Source organism: Mycolicibacterium madagascariense (genome assembly GCF_010729665.1).
Taxonomy (GTDB): domain Bacteria; phylum Actinomycetota; class Actinomycetes; order Mycobacteriales; family Mycobacteriaceae; genus Mycobacterium; species Mycobacterium madagascariense.
On sequence record NZ_AP022610.1, the window covers coordinates 251571 to 269334 of the forward strand.

Genomic DNA, 17764 nt, shown 5'->3' on the forward strand with positions numbered 1-17764 from the left:
CCCGTGCTGCCGTCACACTGCCGGTGCGGCTCTCAGGATCCAACTCTCGCTGACCGGGTTGACCGGCTGCTCGCGTCGGTAGACGGCGCGCAGGTCCCGCAGCAGGGAGTCACCCTGCCACGCCTGCACCTGCCGCACGACGTCGTCCTCGGCGAACCGCGACGCGTTGTCCTCGATCACGGCCTCGACCAGTTGGCCCGCGACCTGGCGCAGCAGCAGGGCGTTCGCGTCGAACTGCTCGACGAAGGCATCGGAGCGTCCCATCATCGCGGTGTGCAGGGTCACCATGAAGTTCAGCGGGGCGAAGAGATCGACGAACGTGGCCGTCGCAGCACCGGTTTCGACGGCGGCCCACTCCCGGAAGAAGAGCTGCATGCGGTTGCTCAGGTCGATGAGGCCCTGCAGCTGCGGCACGACGGCGGGGTCGTCGGCGACGGTGACGAACCGGTCGTTGCCGTACAGGAGGCCGACGAACCCCCAGTAGAACGCCACGTCCCAGATGATCTTGGCGGACATCACGGTCGGCGAGCCCATGAGCGTGTACTGGTCCCGGTAGATCGCCAGCCACATGTCGGTGAGCGACCGGAACAGCGAGTCGCTGATGCCGGCCCGCGCGGCGACGTCCTCACCGCCGAGGTCGCGGACGATGAGATCGATGGTCAGCCCGTTGCCGATGGCCACGAGGTCGAGGCCCGACGAGTACAGCGGATCGAGGAAGACGCCGGCATCACCAGTGAGGCACCAGCGGTCGCGGCCGTCGAAGAACTTGGTCACGCTGTGGCTGTAGTTCTTCATCACCCGGAAGTCGCGGATCAGGTGGTCGTTGTCGGCGAGGGCGGCCGCGCACTGCGGTTCGTGCTCGGCGAGCCAGGCCTTCGCCTTGGCGAGCGTGTTGTACCCCTCGAACGGGTGGAAGGCGGGATCGGCCACGATGCCGACGCTGGTGGCCCCGGACGCCAGCCGGATGAGCCACACCCAATACCCTTGTCCCATCAGGTGATTGGTGGAGAAGGCGCGGTCGCCCTCGGTCAGGCGGCCCTGCCACTGCGGGTCGTCACTCCAATCGCCGACGTCGAGCTCGGCCGCGACGCGCAACCAGGCCGCGTTGCAGAGGTGTCCGTTGGCCCGCTTGAGGTCGAGCTCCCTGGGCAGCATGCGGTTGCGGCCGGAGGCGTCGACCACCCAGCGGGCCGTCGTCGAGGCGGTGGCGTCATCGCTCTGGATCTCCAGGGTGTGCGCACCGTCCCCGGCGCCGAGGGCGACCGAGCGGACCCGGCCGACGACGAACTCGATGCCTGCGGCGACGCAGCGGCGGTGCAGTTCGTTCTCCAGCCGGCCGCGGTCGATCTGGTAGGTGGCCTGCGGCGTGAACGACGAACTGCCCAGCTCGACGCGGCGGGCGATGTCGGTGTTCGAACCGTCGGAGAAGAACATCCGCAGACCCATCTTGCGGATCTGGGACGTCTCGAGGTGCTCGCCGAGACCCAGCCGGTCGCGAAGGTAGTGCGCGGAGACCTCGACCGTCGATTCGCCGACGGTGTGGGTGATCTCGGCGACGGGGTGCGGGGTGGGCTCGACCACCAGGATGCGGGTGGCGGGGTGCGCCGTGCGGAGTTCGAGGGCCAGCGTCAGCGCGGCCGCACCGCCACCGACGATCGCGACGTCGTGATCGGTGGCGGCGGTGTCGTTCGACAGCCGGCTCTTGATCTTCCGCGCGAGGGCTTGCCGAGCTTGCGGACTCAACTGCGACAGTCGCGCGCGGGCGTCGTCCACGGGTCACCTTCTTTCGCAAGATGGCTCGGTGAGCCACTCCGAGAACCCGAACGTAACACGCCCGCGGACGCGTGCCAGTCGGGCGCGTCCGCAGGTGAACGGCCTGCCGGGGGCGCTCGCGGCCACGACCACGGGGGGCGGCGCGACACCGCCCGGCCGTCACAGTCATGACCAAACCCTGACGAATCCCTACGACTCCCTGGCACCGGCGTCGGAGGGGTCCGCGGTCCGCGGCGGCGGGTCGGGGCGGTGGCGGCCGTAGGCGAACTCGAAGATCGGGGACGCCATCAGCGTGGTGACGATCGCCACGATGACCAGGATGGTGAACAGCGTCGGGGTGATGATCCCGGCCTGGCGCCCGATGTCGAGCAGGATCAGCTCGATGAGCCCGCGCGCGTTCATCAGCGCGCCGAGCGCCACCGACTCGCGCCCCGGGACGCCCCCGAGCCGCGCGGCCAGCGCGCACGCCACGCCCTTGCCCGCGATCGACACCACCAGCAGGCCGAGCGTCACCGCCCACAGGGCGGGCGAGTCGACCAGCGAGATCTGCGTGTTGAGCCCTGAGTAGACGAAGAACAGCGGCAGCAGGAACGTCGTGACCAGCGGGTCGAGCGCGGCGGTGACCCGGTGCGCGAAGAACCCCGACGGCATCGCGGTGCCGAGGATGAAGGCGCCGAAGATCGCGTAGATGCCGATGGCGTCGGTCACCCAGGCGCACAGCATGAGCAGGGCCAGGACCGAGGCGAGGACCGCTGGGCTGACGGCGCCTTCGCGCTCGGCACGCGCGCCGAGGGGACGCAGGGCGCGGCGGCCGACCGTGACGACCACCAGCGCGTAGAGGACGCCGCCGCCGATCGCCAGCACGGCGGTGCCCGGGCTGCCCCGGTTCATGGCGAGCACCACGGCCAGGATGCACCAGGACAGCGCGTCGTCGGTCGCCCCGCAGGCCAGTGCCAAAGTGCCCAGCGACGTGCCCGTCAGCCGCTTCTCGAAGACGATCCTGGCCAGCATGGGGAACGCCGTGGTCGCGACCGAAGCGCCGAGGAACAGCATCGCCATCGGCAGCGTGACGGTCGCACCGAAGAACGTGCCGTCGGCGAGCAGGGGCCCGGCGACCAGCGCGCCCAGCGCGAGCGGGACCAGGATGCCCGCCGCCGACACCGCACCTGCCGTGCCCGCCCGATGTCGGACGAGGTCGACGTCGAAGTTCACCCCGATGAGGAACATGTAGAGCACGAGGCCGATCTGGGCCAGCACGTACAGCACGGTGTTGGTCTGGCCGCTCGGAAACAGGGCGTGCTGCAGGCCGGGTGCGAACAGGCCGAACACCGACGGACCGAGGATCACGCCGGCGACCATCTCCCCGACGACCTGGGGCTGACCGAGGCGACGGGCCACCAGCCCCACGACCCGGCACGCCACGATGATCGCGGCCAACTCCAGGAAGAAGTGGATCGCCACCGGTGAGGACATGGCTAGAGCGTCGTCCCGGCGACGGCGCCGAGCTCCCGATCCGACCCCACTGCCCCGACCCCCTCGACTGCTGGTGCACGGACCCTATCCGAGATGCACCCGGTGCTGCCGCGCGGTCGCACACCCGGCGCGGGGGCGTGCCCGAACCGCTAGCATCACGCGGACACGGGCCGGGGCGAGGCGATTGCTCGGGTGCTTCACGGCCCTCGTCCGGCGGGAGACGGTCATGACACGAGTGGACGGCACGGAGGTCACCACCCCGTCGACCCGCGAGCTCACCATCCGGGGTGTGGTGCTCGGTGGGCTCGTCACGCTCGTCTTCACCGCGGCCAACGTGTACCTGGGGCTCAAGGTCGGTCTGACGTTCGCCACGGCGATCCCCGCGGCCGTCATCTCGATGGCGATCCTGCGGTACTTCCGGGGGCACACGATCCTCGAGAACAACATCGTGCAGACGATCGCCTCGGCCGCAGGCACGCTGTCGTCGATCATCTTCGTGCTGCCGGGGCTCGTCATGATCGGCTGGTGGACGGGCTTTCCGTACTGGATCACCGTCGCGGTGTGCATCGTCGGCGGTGTGCTCGGCGTCATGTACTCGGTGCCGCTGCGGCGCGCGCTGGTGACGGGGTCGGACCTGCCCTACCCGGAGGGCGTCGCCGCCGCGGAGGTGCTCAAGGTCGGTGACGAGGCCGAGGACGGTGGCGAGGGCAACCGGCAGAGCCTGCGCGCCATCCTGGTCGGTTCGTTGGTCGCGGCGGGGCTGTCGCTGGTGGCCGCCACCAAGGTGATCCTGACCGACGTGTCGGTCTACTTCCGCGTCGGCGCCGGCGGGTCGATGCTCGGCGCGAGCCTGTCGCTGGCGCTCATCGGCGTCGGCCACCTGGTCGGCATCACCGTCGGCATCGCGATGATCGTCGGCCTGGTCATCTCGTTCTTCGTCCTGCTGCCGACGTTGACCTGGGGTGACCTCACCGGCGGCAAGGAACTTTCCGACGTCGTGTCCGACACGTTCTCCCACGACGTGCGCTTCGTCGGCGCGGGCGCCATCGCGATCGCCGCGGTGTGGACACTGCTGAAGATCCTCGGCCCCATCGTTCGCGGCATCAGCTCCGCCGCCGCGTCGGCGCGGGCCCGGCGTGGGGGAGACCGGCTCGAGCTGACCGAACGCGACATCCCCATCGGCATCGTCGGCGGCACCATCGCGGTGTCGCTGATCCCGATCGGACTGCTGCTCTGGTGGTTCCTCGACACCACGCAGGTCGTCGAGCAGCGGCCGCTGACCATCGCACTGACCCTGGTGTTCGTCGTGTTGATCGGCGCCGTGCTGGCGTCGGTCGCGGGCTACATGGCCGGTCTGATCGGCTCGTCGAACAGCCCGCTCTCGGGTCTGGGCATCCTGGTCGTCGTCATCGCCTCGGTCGTGCTGGTGCTCGTCCACGGGCGCAGCGGCGACCCGGCCCAGGTGCTGGGCCTGGTGGCCTACGCGCTGTTCGCGACCTCGGTCGTGTTCAGCATCGCGACCATCTCCAACGACAACCTGCAGGACCTCAAGACCGGTCAGCTCGTGGGCGCCACACCCTGGCGCCAGCAGCTCGCCCTCGTCATGGGGGTGATCTTCGGCGCCCTGGTGATCGCGCCGGTACTGGACCTGCTCAACGCCGCGTTCGGCTTCTCGGGCGCGCCCGGCGCCGGCGCCGACGCGCTCGCCGCGCCGCAGGCCGCGCTGATCTCGTCGCTGGCCAAGGGTGTCTTCGGGGGCGGCCTGAATTGGAACCTGCTGGGCCTCGGCGCCGCGATCGGGGCGGTGATCATCCTGATCGACGAGGTCCTGACCCGCCGCACGACGCGGTTGCGGCTGCCGCCGCTGGCCGTCGGCATGGGCATGTACCTGCCGATGTCGCTGACCATCGTCATTCCCCTCGGCGCGCTCCTCGGCCTCTTCTACGAGAGGTGGGCCGAGCGCGCAGGCGGGGACGTTGCGCATCGCAAGCGCCTCGGCGTGCTGATGGCGACCGGACTGATCGTGGGCGAGAGCATCTTCGGCGTGGTGTTCGCGGGCATCGTGGTGGCCTCGGGTACCGACTCGCCACTCGCCATCGTCGGGAAGGGTTTCGCGGACTGGGCCGAGATCCTCGGAGTCGTCGTCTTCGTGGCGATCCTCGCCGGCCTCTACAAGTGGACCCGCCGCCTGGCCCAGTGAGCCCGGTGTTTGCGGGTGACGGGCCCCGGGCAAGCCTCCGTGCATGAACGCTCGCTTCACCCCCGCGCGGGTCGCCCGGCACCTCGGCCTCGTCCTCGCGGCTGCCACGACACTGCTCGCCAGCCCGATCGCCGTGCCCGTCGCGTCGGCCGCGCCGCCGTGTCCCGACGTCGAGGTGATCTTCGCCCGCGGCACGGGCGAACCGCCCGGTGTCGGTGGCGTGGGCCAGGCCTTCGTGGACGCCCTGCGGGCGCGGGTCGGCACCAAGACGGTCGACGTGTACCCGGTGGACTACGCGGCCAGCAGCGACTTCAGCGGCGGCATCGCCTTCGCGGAGACGGTCGTCGCCGGCATCCGCGACGAGGGCGATCACATCCAGGCCACCGCGGCGAACTGCCCCGCCACCAAGATGGTCCTCGGTGGCTACTCCCAGGGAGCGGCCGTGACCGGCTTCACCACCGCCGACGCCCCGCCGCCGGGGGTGCCCGCCATCGCGCTGCCCGCCCCGCTGCCGCCCGCGGACGCCGACCACGTCGCCGCGGTCGCGCTGTTCGGGACGCCGTCGCCGCAGTTCCTCGAGTCCTACGGCGCCCCGGCGATCACCCTCGGAGCGCGGTACGCCCCGAAGACGACCGAGCAGTGCGCGCCGGGTGACACCATTTGCGACGGCACGCCCAACGCGACGCCGACGGTGGCGCACACCCTGTACCCGGTGAACGGCATGGTGGCCGCCGCCGCGGACTATGCGGCCGACCGCATAGGCCGATAGCCGGTCGGTGCCCCAAACGTTTCGCGATGACGTAGCGTGGTTATGTCTGCTAAGTAATCGCCCGCCGTCCCACGCTGGAGCCACGCTGATGACACTGATCAAGAAGACCCTGTCGGCCACCGCGGTCGCCGGTGGCCTCGCCGCCGCGTTGCTCGGCCTGGGTTCGGCTGCCGCCTACGCCGACCCGCCGCCGCCGGACATGTCGGTCGGTGACCCCGTGCCGCCGAACGCTCCGCCGAAGACGGCCGAGTTCTGGGACGGCGAGCCCGTGGTGTGGACCCACATGTGGGGTGGCCGCTGGGGCATCTGGAAGAACGACATGTTCCTGACGCTGTCGTCCAACATCAACACCGGCGGCGGTTAGCCCTCAGTCGGCCCTCGCGACCCGCTAGCCCAGCCCGCTCGAGTCGGCCGCGGCGGCGTCGCTCAACAGGTACTCGGTCGTGCCGGTGAGGTCGAGCAGACGGTCGAGCTGCGACGGGCGGTTGTCGAGGTGGAACAGCACCTCTTCGGTCTCGGTCATGTCGTGCATCGCCAGGAGGCCGGACAGGCCCGCCGAATCGCAGAAGTCGAGTTCCGCGCAATCCAGGTGCAGCGCTTGCAGATCGGGCCGCTCCTGCAGCAGCGTGCGGACCGCGTCGAGCACCGGTCCGATGGTCACGTAGTCGAGGTCCCCCGTGACGTGCAGGGTCGCGGCGTGGGGGTTCGCATCGGTGGGCATGGTGACCTCCAGATTCATGACGGGCACTCGGCGTTGGTGGATAGGAGCGCGGTGCGGGCGGCACGCAGCACGCTCAGGGTGCGCGGAAAGTCCCTCAGCTGCGCCCCGATGATGTCCAGGGTGGGCAGCAGGGACGCGGCGGGCACGCCCCGCGCGGTGAGGACGTCGGCCGTCCACAGGATGAAGTCGCTGAACAGTTCTTCGTCGCCGGTGTAGACGGCGGTTACCAGATAGTCGACGACGTGCGCGACGTCCTCTGCGGTGTGCTGGCGCTGCCGATCGGAGTAGGACTGCATCTCGGGTAGGCGAATCGCCAACTCGCGCAACGTCACTCGAACGAGATCGCGTGACATGCCGCTGACCATGGTGTACTCCTGGTCGGCCAGGTGCGGCAGGTCGTCGATCGCCTGGTGCGTCGCGCAGTGGTGGGTGCGCGAGAATCCGCGGGCCAGCCGGTCTGCCGCGGCCCTGGCGTCGGGCGCCCATCCATCGGCGCCGAGCAGGCGTGCGTAGCGGCCGTCCCTGCCGAAGGCGGCGCCGCCGGCGATCACCGCGGCGCCGGCGGCCTGACAGGCGGTGATCGCGGCGTGGGCCATCGGCAGCCGGGTGGGGATGGAGCACGACAGTGCGACGGCGTCGGGCGCGTGCTGATGCAGGTGCGCGATCAGATGGGGCGTCGGCACCTGGGCTCCCAGGAAGTCGACCTGCCAGCCTCGCAGCCGCAGCACCTCCGACAGCAGACGCGCGGGCAGGGCATGCCACTCCCCGTCGACGCACGCCACCACGACGCGACCGGCGTCGGCGGTGCGCGCGGCGGCCGGATGGTGCGCCAGGACGGCGATCACGCGGTCGTTGATGGCGGTGGCGACGTGCTCCTGCGCGACGGTCATCCGGTTGGCGGCCCACTCCGCACCGACGCGGCGCTGCACGGGGGCGATCACCTCCAGGAGGACGTCCTCGGGAGGGATCCCGCCGTCGAGTGCCGCGAATACCGTTGCGCCAGCGACATATTCGTCACCATCGACGACCGCACCCCACAGCCGATCGCGCACCACGGCACGATCGGCCGTGTCGACCCCGGCCGCGGCCTCCCCCTGGCTCACGCCGTGTACCTCCCGGCGGTGTGACCGTCGACCGCGCTCAGATAGGTGCGCCGCGGCGCGGAGATGGCGACGACGGCCATGTCGTCGTGGGGTTGGCCGCCGACCCACTGGGTGGCCAGCATCATGATGCGTTCGACGACGGCCTCCGCGGGCATGGCGACGCATTCGGCCATCGCCTCCGTCAGCCCGTCGTCGCCGAACACGCTCGTGCCCAGGGGGCCACCCCGGGCCTCGGACAGGCCGTCGGTGTAGAGCAGGCACGTCTCCCCGGGCGCGAGCGTCGTCTCGTAGGTGCGCGCCTTGAACTGCGGCAGCGCACCGACGAGGGTGCCACGGGTGTCGGCCCGTTCGACCCGTCCATCGTGGCGCACGATGATGGGCGCCGGGTGCCCGGCGCACGTCAGCCGCAGGTGCACCACGCCGTCGCGACGCGCCACCGACGCCAGCACCACCGTGGCGAAGCGGCTGTTGTCCGTGGACAGCAGCGCGCTGTTGAGCAGCGAGAGCACGTTCTCGTGCCGGTCGGCGAGCGGGGCCAGCGCGTGCAGCGTGTTGCGGATCTTCCCGGTCAGCACCGCCGCTTCCAGACCCTTGCCGCAGACGTCGCCCAGCACGACGAGCGTCTCGGCCTCGTCGGTCGCCGCGGGGTGGACGTCGTAGAAGTCCCCGCCGACGAGGTGGTGATCCTCAGAGGCGCGGTAGCCACCGGCCAGTTCGAAGCCGTGCATGCGGTGCAGCTGCGGCGGCAGCAGTTCGCGCATCAGCGTGTGGGTGACCGTTCGCTGATCGGCGTACAGCCGGGCCGCGGACAGTGCCGCACCGGCGCGTGCCGCGAAGAGCCGGGCGAACAGTTCCTCACCCTCGCTGAACGCCATGTGGGTGGTGCGCCGGAGGAGGACGAGCGCACCCGCGGGCACGCCGTGTCCCGGCAGCGGCGTGATGACCACCGAACCGACCGAACCGTCGAAGTCCTTGGGCAGCAACCACTCTGGCAGCGACGCCGGGTCGATCCACCGCGACGGCACCGGCGGGAAGCCGCGCAGCGCCTCACCGAGGCCGGGCACGGTCGCCGGGTCGGCGTCGACGCGACACTGCGTCACGGTGTCGCCGGCACCGCCGTACACCACGGGAATCCGTCCACCGGCGACCGGTGCGACGACGACCGCCGCATCGGCGAGGTGGCGCGCCGCCATCTGGACGGTGGCCTCCATGCACCGGTCGATGTTCAGCGACGCCATCAGCACCGCGGAGGCCTCGTCGAGGAACGCCGACCGTTCGCGTTCGCGGGCCAGGGCACGCTGCGCCTCGCGCAGGGGGAGCTCGGTCTGCTCGACGAGCCACCATGCGACGTCCCCGTCGGACAGTGGCGTCGGGCGGGCTTCGAACACCACGTCTCCCACGCTGCCCAGTGCCATCGCGTCGGCCCGGCCGTGGGTGGCGGGGGACTCGACGAAGCGCTGGTGCGCCTGCGCCAGCCACGGCGCCAGCGACTCTAGGTCCGTGCCGAACTCGACGTCGGCGACGACGTCACGGGTCGCCGCGCTCGCCGTGCGGATGAAGCCCGTCGGATCGACGACGAGCACCGGGTGGGGAACCGACGTCCAGCCGGCGTCGCGTCGCTGACCAACGTCAACGTCCGTCTCTCGTCCCATGTCAACAAGCCTCCTCGCGCGGGTCGACTGGCCGTGGCCAGAACTCCGGGGGAACGCCACGCTCACAGGGGTGCGTCACCACGCAGCGCTTCGACCCGCGGGGTATGACCCGCAAACCACCATCGTAATGCGCGACTCTGCGCGTTGCTAGCGAAGAGGGGGACGAGGGAGTGTCGAGCCCGCCCGCTCAGCTGCCGTTGTGGTGACCGGGGCTCGGCGTCTGGGTCGACGGCGGTGCCACCGGCTGCGGCGTGAACAGGTTGCCACCGCCGTTGGGGCTGAGGCTCTTCTCGGTGGGCGAAGGCGTCACGCTGGACGTCGACGAGCTGCTCGGGGTCGTGCTGGTGGAGGGTGTCGTGCTGGACGGTCCGCCGGATCCGCTGCCGCCACATGCGGTCAGGGCTCCCATCGCGACGACGGCCGCGACGCCGAGCCCGGCGGCGACGCGTCGGGTGTGCCAACTCTGCATGGGGGTTCCATTCTGCGATACGGGATGGTCTCGAGATGAACCGTAGCGTCCAATTCTGCGGGCAAGCTGACGATCGCCTGGACAAGCCTTGCGGCGGCGATGCCGAATGGACCACCAATGACCGCCCTAGCCGATGGACTGCTCAGTCCATCGGAGCCGACGGGCGCTCAGGTCATCCCGTGGCGAACCGACCGGCGAAACCGCGCAGCGGGACGTCGGCACTCGTGAGCAGACCGGGCGGTGCCGCCACGACCGATGTGATCGCGTTGAGGGCGGGCAGGCCGGTGACCGTCATGCCGATGGAGGCAAAGCTCTCCGGGTTGGACAGGTCGACGCCCGGCTTGGGGAAGATCATGTGCTTGTTGTAGATGCACGGATCACCCTTGATCTGAGTGATGTAGCAGCCCTTGATGTCCCAGCTCGGGTCGGTATGCGGCGTCATCTGCCATTCGAGATGCGTCTCCACCCGCGGCACGCCGTCGACCATGCCCTGGTACTTGATGTAGTTACCCCCGAGGGACCCCTTGGGCAGGGTGTACCAGCCGAGGTCGACGTCCTTGGTGCATGCGCCGAGCTCGTAGCTGAACGTCACCTCGTCGAGGTCGACGCCGAAGCAGTCGGCCATCAGCAACACGCTGTCGGCGAAGACCCTGGTGTACTTCTCCAACCGGCCGGGGATGCTCGGGTCCTCGACCGGCAGTCCGTAGCCCACCTCGATCCACGTGTCCCTGCTGTGATGACACGACACGTCGACCGACTCGATCGTGGTGACGTTCTCGATGTCGGCGACGTCGGCCGAACACACCACTCCCAGGATCTGGTTGAGGCCGGGGTTCATCCCGGTGCCGTAGAACGTCGCCCCGCCCTTGGCCGCGGCGTCGGCCAGCAGTTGCGTGACGGGCCGGCCCGAGGGATGGGGATGGTTCGCGTCGCGGTGCCACCCCGTGATCCAGTCGGCGGTCGTGACGACGTCGATCCCGGCCTCCAGGACCCGCACGTACAGATCCTCGTCGGGGAACACGCCGTGGAAGGTCAGGACGTCGGGCTGCGCCGCGATGATCTCCTCGACCGTGCCCGTCGCGATGACGCCGATCGGTTCGCCACCGATGATTTCGCCGGCGTCGCGGCCGATCTTCTCCGGCGAATAGCAGTGCAGGCCAACGAGTTTCAGGTCGGTACGGGCACCGATGCGTCGGATCATCTCGCTGCCGACGTTGCCGGTCGCGACCTGGAACACGCGGATCGGGGTGTCGTCACGGGTCATGGGAGGTCGGCCCCTCTCGTCGGTGTCACGGCGTGTAGTTCGGCGGCGCTGCCCCCGCGACCGTCGGGATAGAAGTACTTCTTCGCCCACTCGCGAATCGCGGTGAAGCCCTCGAACTCCGACGCCGACAGGGCGGGGGGATCGGAGTAGCGCTGGTGTGACCAGATGTGGACGTCCTGGCCGAACTGCCGGATGACCTCCTGGGCGAACTCGCGCGCCTTCGTCTCGGCGCGCGGGCCCTCCCGCCCGGGGGTCCGCCCGATGTACACGGTGAAACGGACGTCGCAGGTGCGGTCGTCGACGGGCGTGACCGCCGAGATGGTGCGGTTGTCGATCATCCCCGAACTCTTGGTCACCGCGATGCCGAGGCCACCGTTGATGGCCTCCACGCCACTGTCGACGTCCTCGATCGACTGGTTCTCGTCGCCCTCGAAGGTGATGGTGAAGTCGACGTAGGACACCGGCCCGGCGAAGTCGTGTCGAGTGAAGACGGGGACGATCGGCGTGCGGTGCACGAACTTGAAGTGCGCGACGTCCACACCGTTCTCCAGCACGTACTGCGGGTGCAGTTCCAGGCCGCGTTCGACGAGCGTCGCGCGGGGCCAGTAGTCGGCGGCGCTGCTGCCGTCGTCGAAGCTGGCGAAGACGTCGGGGGCGTCGAAGAACGGCTCGCGGCCCGCGGTGTCGTGCCAGAGGTAGATCGCGTCGTTGCGTTCGACGACGGGGTAGGTGCGCATCCGACGCCCGCGGTTGGGGCGGGGCTCGTACGGGATGCGGACGTTGCGGCCCTCGGCATTCCACTGCCACCCGTGGAAGGGGCACTCGATGACCTCGCCCTCGACGTGCCCGCCGAAGCCCAGGTGCGCCCCGAGGTGTTCGCAGTAGGCGTCCATGACGCTCACCCGACCCGACTGCGCGCGCCACGCCACCAGCTCCGTGCCGAAGTAGTGCATTCGGTGGACGCTGCCGGCCGCGACCTCGTCGGACCACGCGACCTGGAACCAGCCCGTCGGCGTCATCGACAGTGGCGGTATGGCCATGGGCGAAAGCATAGTGGGTTCGTTGAAAATATCAACGACGTCTCTGTGAAACGGCCGTACCATCGACCGCGTGACGGAGGTCGGCGCGGCGGCGCAACGCACCAACAGGCGTGGCGACGCGACCCGCGCCAGCATGCTCGAGGCCGCGCTGGCCGCCCTGGCGACCGGTGATCCCGCCGCGGTGTCGGCCAACCGGATCGCCAAGCTGATCGGGGCGACGTGGGGAGCGGTCAAGTACCAGTTCGGCGACGCGGACGGGTTGTGGGCCGCGGTGCTGCACCGCACGGCCGAGCGGCGCGCCGACGTGTTCGTCCCCGCCGACCCGAGTGCGCCTCTGCGACAACGGGTTTCCACCGTCATCGACACGCTGTACCACGGCCTGACCGCCAGCGACTCCCGGGCGATCGAGAATCTGCGGGCCGCGCTGCCGCACGATCCCGCCGAACTGGAACGCCTCTACCCCAGGACGGCCGCGGAACTACAGTCCTGGGGCAGGGGATGGTTGAGCACCTGTCAAGCCGCGTTCGCCGACCTCGACGTCGATCCCGACCGGGTCAACGAGGTCGCGACGTTCATCCCCGGCGCCATGCGTGGCATCACGTCCGAACGCCAGCTCGGCGCGTTCTACGATCTCGACTTGGCGCGACTCGGTCTGACGAACGCGATCGTCGCCTACCTCGAGGGCGGCTGAGCGCCGGTGCGTCCCGCGCCCCCGATGCGGGTATGCCCCACGGCACACGACCGAGGGAGCCCTTCGTGACCACACCCGACCACGTCGAGAACACCGGCGACAACCTGCGCCATGCCGCCGAAGTGCAGGAGCGGGAGCGCGCCGAGCAGACCGAGCCACGGGTGTCACCCGAGGAGTCCGACGCCGCGCCCCCGCTTCCCGACTTCAACACCTAGTCACTCACACGGCGAGCAGACGCTCGAAGAAGTCCCGGTACCGCGTCAGTGCGACGCGCAGGTCCTCGGTGGACGCCTCCTCGCCGCGGCTCCACTGCTCCTCCAGTCGCGACCGCGCATCGGTGAAGCCCTGGGTGAGCTGACCGAGGACGTCGGACACCAGCCCGTCGGCCCGCTGCACGCAGTCGCGGGGATCGTCGACGAAACCGGCTTGCACCGTGTTCCACCGAGCGCGCAGGCCGGCGAGTTCGTCGTCGGCGAATAGCGAGGCGGACGCGTCCTGTTCGGTCTGGTGCGAAACCCGTTCGCGCCCAACATCTTCGACGTCGGGGCTCTCGTCGTCGAGGCTTCGACCGGCGGGACTCTCGTGGTGGACGTGATCGTGCTCGTGGTCGAGGTCGGGCTCCGCGCGGTGCTGAGACTTCGGCTCCGCGAGGGTCATGTTGGGTACGGCGTCGGGGTCGTGGGTGGTCATGCGGATGCCTCCTGGGTCGATTCGCCGATGGGCGTAGGGGTTTCGTGTGCGGGTGGTTCGAGGAGTTCGTTGAACAGCGCGCGGTAGTGCACGAACGCCTGGCGTTGCTCCTCGGTCTCCGAGCCGCTGGCCGACCGTTGGACGGCGTGCGCGGCGCGATAGTTCTCGACGACGGTCGGGTGGTCGACCGAGATGTCCTGTGCGCGTTGGTCGAAGTCGTCGACCGGGTAGCCGCGGTCCCGCATCACGGCGGTGATCAGGCGGTCCGCTTCGACGAGCGCGCCCGTGGGATCGTCGACGAACGCAGCCTGAACGCCCCGCCAGCGCTCGGCATACCGCCGCCGCGCCGCGGATGGCAGTGCCACGATGTCCAAATCGTCGTGGCGCCGCTCCCGCTCGAGGAGCTCCTTCTCGGCCGCCCCCGGCGTGTCGGCCTCGGACACCATCCGTTCGTACTCAGGGCCGAAACGCTCCCGAAGGCGTTGGCTTCGTTTGCGACGACCCACCGCCAAGGCGGCAGCCAATACGATTGCGGCGACGACGATCATCACCGCGATCACGATCCAAACCCAGGTGGGCATGTCGTTCTCCTCTCGCTCGATGGTGTCTTCATCGAAGACCCATCGGGGGAGGTTCGACTACACCCCTTTGGCGGTAATTCGGTAGCGCCGCCCGGACCGGCTATCGCGCGGCGGCATCGATCGTGGCGATCAATTCCCTTGCTGTTGAGAGGGATTGGAGAGTCTTCTCGCGCTCGTCACCCATTCCGACGATGGCGTCGACCGAGAGGGGGCCGAGGATCTGGGTGAGCCCGTGGCCGTCGTGGCCGAAGAAGCCCGCCAACTCGAGCATCACCGCGCCGTGGCTCAGGCTCCACAGCCGGCCGGCGATGGTCAACTCGCCGTCGTCGCGGATGCGACCGGCATCGATCATGCGACGTACGGCCGTACGCAACGCCTGGAAGGACGCCGCCCATTCACCGCGCTGGGTGGCACCGCCGGTGCTGGTGAGGTCGGCGCGGTGACCGGTGACGGTCGCCGGGGACGTCGCGCCGAAGATCAGTTGGTAGCGCTGGGGATTGGCCAGTGCGAACGCGCGATAGGCCGCGCCCATGACGAAGAAGTCCGCGACGGGATCGTCGGTCTGCGGCGCGTCGGTCAGCGCCTGGGTGAAGCGGGAGAACGCTTCGCTCGCGACGGCGTCGACGACTCCGGACATGCCGCCGAAGTGGGTGTAGACCGCCATGGTCGACGTGCCGACTTCGGCCGCGAGGTTGCGCACGCTGAGCGCCTGCAGACCGTCGCGCTCCAGCAGTCGGATGCCACCGGCGATCAATCGGTCCCGTACGTCGCTCACCCTTGTCATCTTGTCATAACGCTGTTATACACAAAGGCGGATAACACTGTTATTGGAGGCGCGACATGGCGAACCGCTATCTGGAGGACTCCTTCGCACCGATCAGCGAAGAGCACACGCTGACCGACCTCGAGGTGACCGGCACGATCCCCGACTACTTGGACGGGCGCTACCTGCGGAACGGACCCAATCCCATCGGGGAGATCGATCCCGAGCTGTACCACTGGTTCATCGGCGACGGCATGGTGCACGGCATGCGCATCCGTGACGGGAAGGCCGAGTGGTACCGCAACCGTTGGGTCCGCAGCCCGCACGTGGCACACCTGCTCGGTGAGCCGCCGCGGCCCAGCCACGGCGGCATCTCACCGATCGGCGCCAACACCAACGTCATCGGGCACGCCGGCCGGACGCTCGCGCTGATCGAGGGCGGCGTGGCCAACTACGAGTTGACCGACGAGCTGGACACCGTCGGCCCATGCGACTTCGGCGGCACGATCACCGGTGGATACACCGCACACCCCAAACGCGACCCGGACACCGGGGAGCTCCACGCGGTGTCCTACAGCATGTTTCGCGGAAACACCGTTCAGTACTCGGTGATCGGCGCCGACGGCACGGCACGGCGCATCGTCGACGTCGAGGTCACGGGCAGCCCGATGATGCACGACTTCTCGCTCACCGAACGCCATGTCGTCTTCTACGACCTGCCGGTGACGTTCGACCACCGGCAGGCGGCGGAGATGACGGTACCGCGCGGGCTGCGGCTACCGGCGCGACTTCTGCTGTCCGCGTTGATCGGCCGCGTTCGCATCCCCGACCCGATCACCGCGCGGATGCCGTCCGGCGACGCCGCCGACCGTCGGTTCCCCTACTCGTGGGACCCGCGCTATCCCGCCCGTGTCGGCGTGATGCCGCGTCAGGGTGGCAGCGCCGACGTGCGGTGGTTCGAGGTCGAGCCGTGCTACGTCTTCCACCCGATGAACGCCTACGACGGTGACCCCTCGGAAGGCGACACGGTCGTGCTCGACGTGATCCGCCACGCGAAGATGTTCGACACCGACCACCTCGGCCCCAACGAGGGGCCGCCGACACTGGACCGGTGGACCGTCGACCTCGCCGACGGCAAGGTTCGCGAGTCGCGGATCGACGACCGCGGCCAGGAGTTCCCCCGGGTCGACGAACGGCGCGTCGGCAAGCGCCACCGCTTCGGTTACGCGCCGGCCGTCGGCGTCGGCGCACGGGGCGAGAACGCTCTGCTCAAGCACGACTTCGTCGGAGGCGACAGCCGCACCAGGTCATTCGGTGCGGGAAAGGCGTTGGGCGAGTTCGTGTTCCAGCCGTCCTCACCCGACGCCGCCGAGGACGACGGCGTGTTGATGGGCTACGTCTACGACCGGGCGTCCGACCGCAGCGAGCTGGCGATCCTCGATGCACGGAGCCTGGATCAGGTGGCTGGCATCCAACTCCCGCACCGGGTCCCGGCCGGCTTTCACGGCAACTGGGTGCCGTCGTCCTGACTAGCGGAAGCGGACGTTGAGCGTCGCCAACCCGAAGATCTTGCGGCCACCGGACTTCGCGGCGACGATGACGACACCGCTGCGGGTCTCCGGATCCAGCGACTTGATCCGGCCGCTGAACTCGATGTCGGCGCCCTCGGCGGCCGAGACGACCGCGGGCTGGGACAGGCGCACCGCGTAACGCGTCACCGCGCCGGGGTCCCCCGACCACGCCGAGCCGAAGGCCGCGCCGAGACCCATCGTGAGCATGCCGTGGGCGATGACGTCGGGTTGGCCGGCCAGCTTGGCGATGTTCTCGTCCCAGTGCAGTGGATTCGCATCCCCGGCTACCCCGGCATAGTTCACCAGGTCGCCGCGGGACAGTCGGGTGTGGTGGGTGGGCAGTTCGTCGCCGACCTTGACGTCCTCGAAGGCCGGCGTGCCCGGCGTGCGGGTCGACCCGTCCTCGGCGATCCGCAGCGCGCCCTCCGGTCGCAGCGTCTTGCGGTAGACCTCGTCGGAGGCGTCGACGCCGAGCAGGTTGACGTCGTGCATCATCACGCCCTGCACGGCGGACCGGATGGCCGGGTCGACGTCCTCGGCCGTCACGCCGACGACCGTCGTGTGCAGGGTGTGGACGCATTCGCCGGCGGCGTCGGTGAACGTGTTGGTGACGGTGATGAGGTCCCGGCCCGCGATCTTGCGCACCGAGGTCAGCTCGACGTCGGTCTGCAGTTCGTCACCCGCGACGATCGGACGGTGCTGCTCGAAGACCTCTTCGGTTTGCAGGTACATGTCGTAGCCGATGACCACCGACTCGAACATCCGCTGGTTGCAGGCCATGGCGGGCGCCGAGGTGAACGTCAGCGGCGCCACCAGACCCGAGTAGCCCAGTTCGGCGGCGGCCGCGTCGTCCCAGTGGGCCGGGTGGTAGTCCTGCACGGCCCTGGCGAACTCGCGCACCTTCTCGCGCCCGACCCGGTAGGTGTCGTCCATCCGGTAGTAGTGGCCGACCCGCGATTCGAGCGCCGACGCTTCTGCTGCTGCGGTCATGATCGTGCTTCTTC

Annotated in this window: 18 protein-coding genes; 6 read left to right on the forward strand and 12 right to left on the reverse strand. The window is 69.6% G+C overall.

Annotated elements, in window-relative coordinates; all coding sequences use genetic code 11:
* Positions 1-12 precede the first annotated feature (12 nt).
* Complete coding sequence (locus G6N60_RS01250) at positions 13-1773, reverse strand: NAD(P)/FAD-dependent oxidoreductase (RefSeq protein ID WP_163731408.1); 1761 nt, start codon at positions 1771-1773, stop codon at positions 13-15.
* Between the two features lie 189 nt (positions 1774-1962).
* Positions 1963-3246: a cation:proton antiporter gene (locus tag G6N60_RS01255; RefSeq protein WP_163731411.1), complete on the reverse strand. Its 1284-nt coding sequence runs from the start codon at positions 3244-3246 to the stop codon at positions 1963-1965.
* A 226-nt stretch (positions 3247-3472) separates the two neighbouring features.
* On the opposite strand from G6N60_RS01255, the gene G6N60_RS01260 reads away from it, so the two are divergent.
* From G6N60_RS01260 to G6N60_RS01270, 3 genes are all read left to right on the forward strand, one after another.
* Positions 3473-5446 (forward strand): OPT family oligopeptide transporter, encoded by a 1974-nt coding sequence (locus tag G6N60_RS01260; protein WP_163731414.1) that lies wholly within the window; start codon positions 3473-3475, stop codon positions 5444-5446.
* Between the two features lie 43 nt (positions 5447-5489).
* Positions 5490-6215, forward strand: a complete 726-nt coding sequence (locus tag G6N60_RS01265; RefSeq protein ID WP_163731417.1) for a cutinase family protein — start codon at positions 5490-5492, stop codon at positions 6213-6215.
* 88 nt (positions 6216-6303) lie between these two features.
* Positions 6304-6579 carry a hypothetical protein gene (locus G6N60_RS01270; RefSeq protein WP_163731420.1) on the forward strand — a complete coding sequence of 92 codons (276 nt, stop codon included), beginning with the start codon at positions 6304-6306 and terminating at the stop codon, positions 6577-6579.
* 24 nt (positions 6580-6603) lie between these two features.
* Here the strand turns inward: G6N60_RS01270 and G6N60_RS01275 are convergent, their stop codons facing one another.
* From G6N60_RS01275 to G6N60_RS01300, 6 genes are all read right to left on the reverse strand, one after another.
* Entirely contained in the window at positions 6604-6954 is a 351-nt protein-coding gene (locus G6N60_RS01275; protein WP_163743259.1) for an STAS domain-containing protein, read from the reverse strand.
* Positions 6951-8039, reverse strand: a complete 1089-nt coding sequence (locus tag G6N60_RS01280; RefSeq protein WP_163731423.1) for a cobalamin B12-binding domain-containing protein — start codon at positions 8037-8039, stop codon at positions 6951-6953. The genes G6N60_RS01275 and G6N60_RS01280 overlap by 4 nt, the downstream gene beginning before the upstream one ends.
* A complete protein-coding gene (locus G6N60_RS01285; RefSeq protein ID WP_163731426.1) occupies positions 8036-9691 on the reverse strand; it encodes a PP2C family protein-serine/threonine phosphatase in 1656 nt (551 codons plus the stop codon). Before G6N60_RS01285 ends, G6N60_RS01280 begins: the two co-directional genes overlap by 4 nt.
* Before the next feature lie 187 nt (positions 9692-9878).
* A complete protein-coding gene (locus G6N60_RS01290; protein WP_163731429.1) occupies positions 9879-10160 on the reverse strand; it encodes a hypothetical protein in 282 nt (93 codons plus the stop codon).
* Between the two features lie 172 nt (positions 10161-10332).
* Positions 10333-11424: an NAD(P)H-dependent amine dehydrogenase family protein gene (locus G6N60_RS01295; RefSeq protein ID WP_163731432.1), complete on the reverse strand. Its 1092-nt coding sequence runs from the start codon at positions 11422-11424 to the stop codon at positions 10333-10335.
* The gene (locus G6N60_RS01300) at positions 11421-12464 is read right to left on the reverse strand and encodes a Rieske 2Fe-2S domain-containing protein (protein ID WP_163731436.1); all 1044 of its coding nucleotides are present in this window, start codon (positions 12462-12464) and stop codon (positions 11421-11423) included. Before G6N60_RS01300 ends, G6N60_RS01295 begins: the two co-directional genes overlap by 4 nt.
* Before the next feature lie 133 nt (positions 12465-12597).
* Here G6N60_RS01300 and G6N60_RS01305 point away from each other — a divergent pair, with 133 nt between their 5' ends.
* Complete coding sequence (locus G6N60_RS01305) at positions 12598-13155, forward strand: TetR/AcrR family transcriptional regulator (RefSeq protein WP_246241089.1); 558 nt, start codon at positions 12598-12600, stop codon at positions 13153-13155.
* Positions 13156-13220: 65 nt separating this feature from the next.
* Positions 13221-13370, forward strand: a complete 150-nt coding sequence (locus G6N60_RS01310) for a hypothetical protein (protein WP_163731441.1) — start codon at positions 13221-13223, stop codon at positions 13368-13370.
* 4 nt (positions 13371-13374) lie between these two features.
* Here the strand turns inward: G6N60_RS01310 and G6N60_RS01315 are convergent, their stop codons facing one another.
* From G6N60_RS01315 to G6N60_RS01325, 3 genes are all read right to left on the reverse strand, one after another.
* Positions 13375-13845, reverse strand: coding sequence for a hypothetical protein (locus tag G6N60_RS01315; RefSeq protein ID WP_246240166.1), 471 nt, complete (start codon positions 13843-13845; stop codon positions 13375-13377).
* Positions 13842-14426: a hypothetical protein gene (locus G6N60_RS01320; RefSeq protein ID WP_163731444.1), complete on the reverse strand. Its 585-nt coding sequence runs from the start codon at positions 14424-14426 to the stop codon at positions 13842-13844. Before G6N60_RS01320 ends, G6N60_RS01315 begins: the two co-directional genes overlap by 4 nt.
* Before the next feature lie 100 nt (positions 14427-14526).
* Complete coding sequence (locus G6N60_RS01325; RefSeq protein WP_246240169.1) at positions 14527-15201, reverse strand: TetR/AcrR family transcriptional regulator; 675 nt, start codon at positions 15199-15201, stop codon at positions 14527-14529.
* 65 nt (positions 15202-15266) lie between these two features.
* On the opposite strand from G6N60_RS01325, the gene G6N60_RS01330 reads away from it, so the two are divergent.
* On the forward strand, positions 15267-16718 hold the full coding sequence (locus G6N60_RS01330; protein WP_163731450.1) for a carotenoid oxygenase family protein: 1452 nt from the start codon (positions 15267-15269) through the stop codon (positions 16716-16718).
* Here the strand turns inward: G6N60_RS01330 and G6N60_RS01335 are convergent, their stop codons facing one another.
* Positions 16719-17750, reverse strand: a complete 1032-nt coding sequence (locus G6N60_RS01335; RefSeq protein ID WP_163731453.1) for a fused (3R)-hydroxyacyl-ACP dehydratase subunits HadA/HadB — start codon at positions 17748-17750, stop codon at positions 16719-16721. It lies immediately after the preceding gene.
* Between the last annotated feature and the right edge of the window lie 14 nt (positions 17751-17764).

Bases quoted from the DNA above. Each gene is read 5' to 3' on its own strand.
- G6N60_RS01255 (WP_163731411.1), bottom strand. From the start codon at position 3,246: ATGTCCTCACCGGTGGCGATCCACTTCTTCCTGGAGTTGGCCGCGATC.
- G6N60_RS01260 (WP_163731414.1), top strand. From the start codon at position 3,473: ATGACACGAGTGGACGGCACGGAGGTCACCACCCCGTCGACCCGCGAG.
- G6N60_RS01265 (WP_163731417.1), top strand. From the start codon at position 5,490: ATGAACGCTCGCTTCACCCCCGCGCGGGTCGCCCGGCACCTCGGCCTC.
- G6N60_RS01270 (WP_163731420.1), top strand. From the start codon at position 6,304: ATGACACTGATCAAGAAGACCCTGTCGGCCACCGCGGTCGCCGGTGGC.
- G6N60_RS01275 (WP_163743259.1), bottom strand. From the start codon at position 6,954: ATGAATCTGGAGGTCACCATGCCCACCGATGCGAACCCCCACGCCGCG.
- G6N60_RS01285 (WP_163731426.1), bottom strand. From the start codon at position 9,691: ATGGGACGAGAGACGGACGTTGACGTTGGTCAGCGACGCGACGCCGGC.
- G6N60_RS01290 (WP_163731429.1), bottom strand. From the start codon at position 10,160: ATGCAGAGTTGGCACACCCGACGCGTCGCCGCCGGGCTCGGCGTCGCG.
- G6N60_RS01295 (WP_163731432.1), bottom strand. From the start codon at position 11,424: ATGACCCGTGACGACACCCCGATCCGCGTGTTCCAGGTCGCGACCGGC.
- G6N60_RS01300 (WP_163731436.1), bottom strand. From the start codon at position 12,464: ATGGCCATACCGCCACTGTCGATGACGCCGACGGGCTGGTTCCAGGTC.
- G6N60_RS01305 (WP_246241089.1), top strand. From the start codon at position 12,598: ATGCTCGAGGCCGCGCTGGCCGCCCTGGCGACCGGTGATCCCGCCGCG.
- G6N60_RS01315 (WP_246240166.1), bottom strand. From the start codon at position 13,845: ATGACCACCCACGACCCCGACGCCGTACCCAACATGACCCTCGCGGAG.
- G6N60_RS01320 (WP_163731444.1), bottom strand. From the start codon at position 14,426: ATGCCCACCTGGGTTTGGATCGTGATCGCGGTGATGATCGTCGTCGCC.
- G6N60_RS01330 (WP_163731450.1), top strand. From the start codon at position 15,267: ATGGCGAACCGCTATCTGGAGGACTCCTTCGCACCGATCAGCGAAGAG.
- G6N60_RS01335 (WP_163731453.1), bottom strand. From the start codon at position 17,750: ATGACCGCAGCAGCAGAAGCGTCGGCGCTCGAATCGCGGGTCGGCCAC.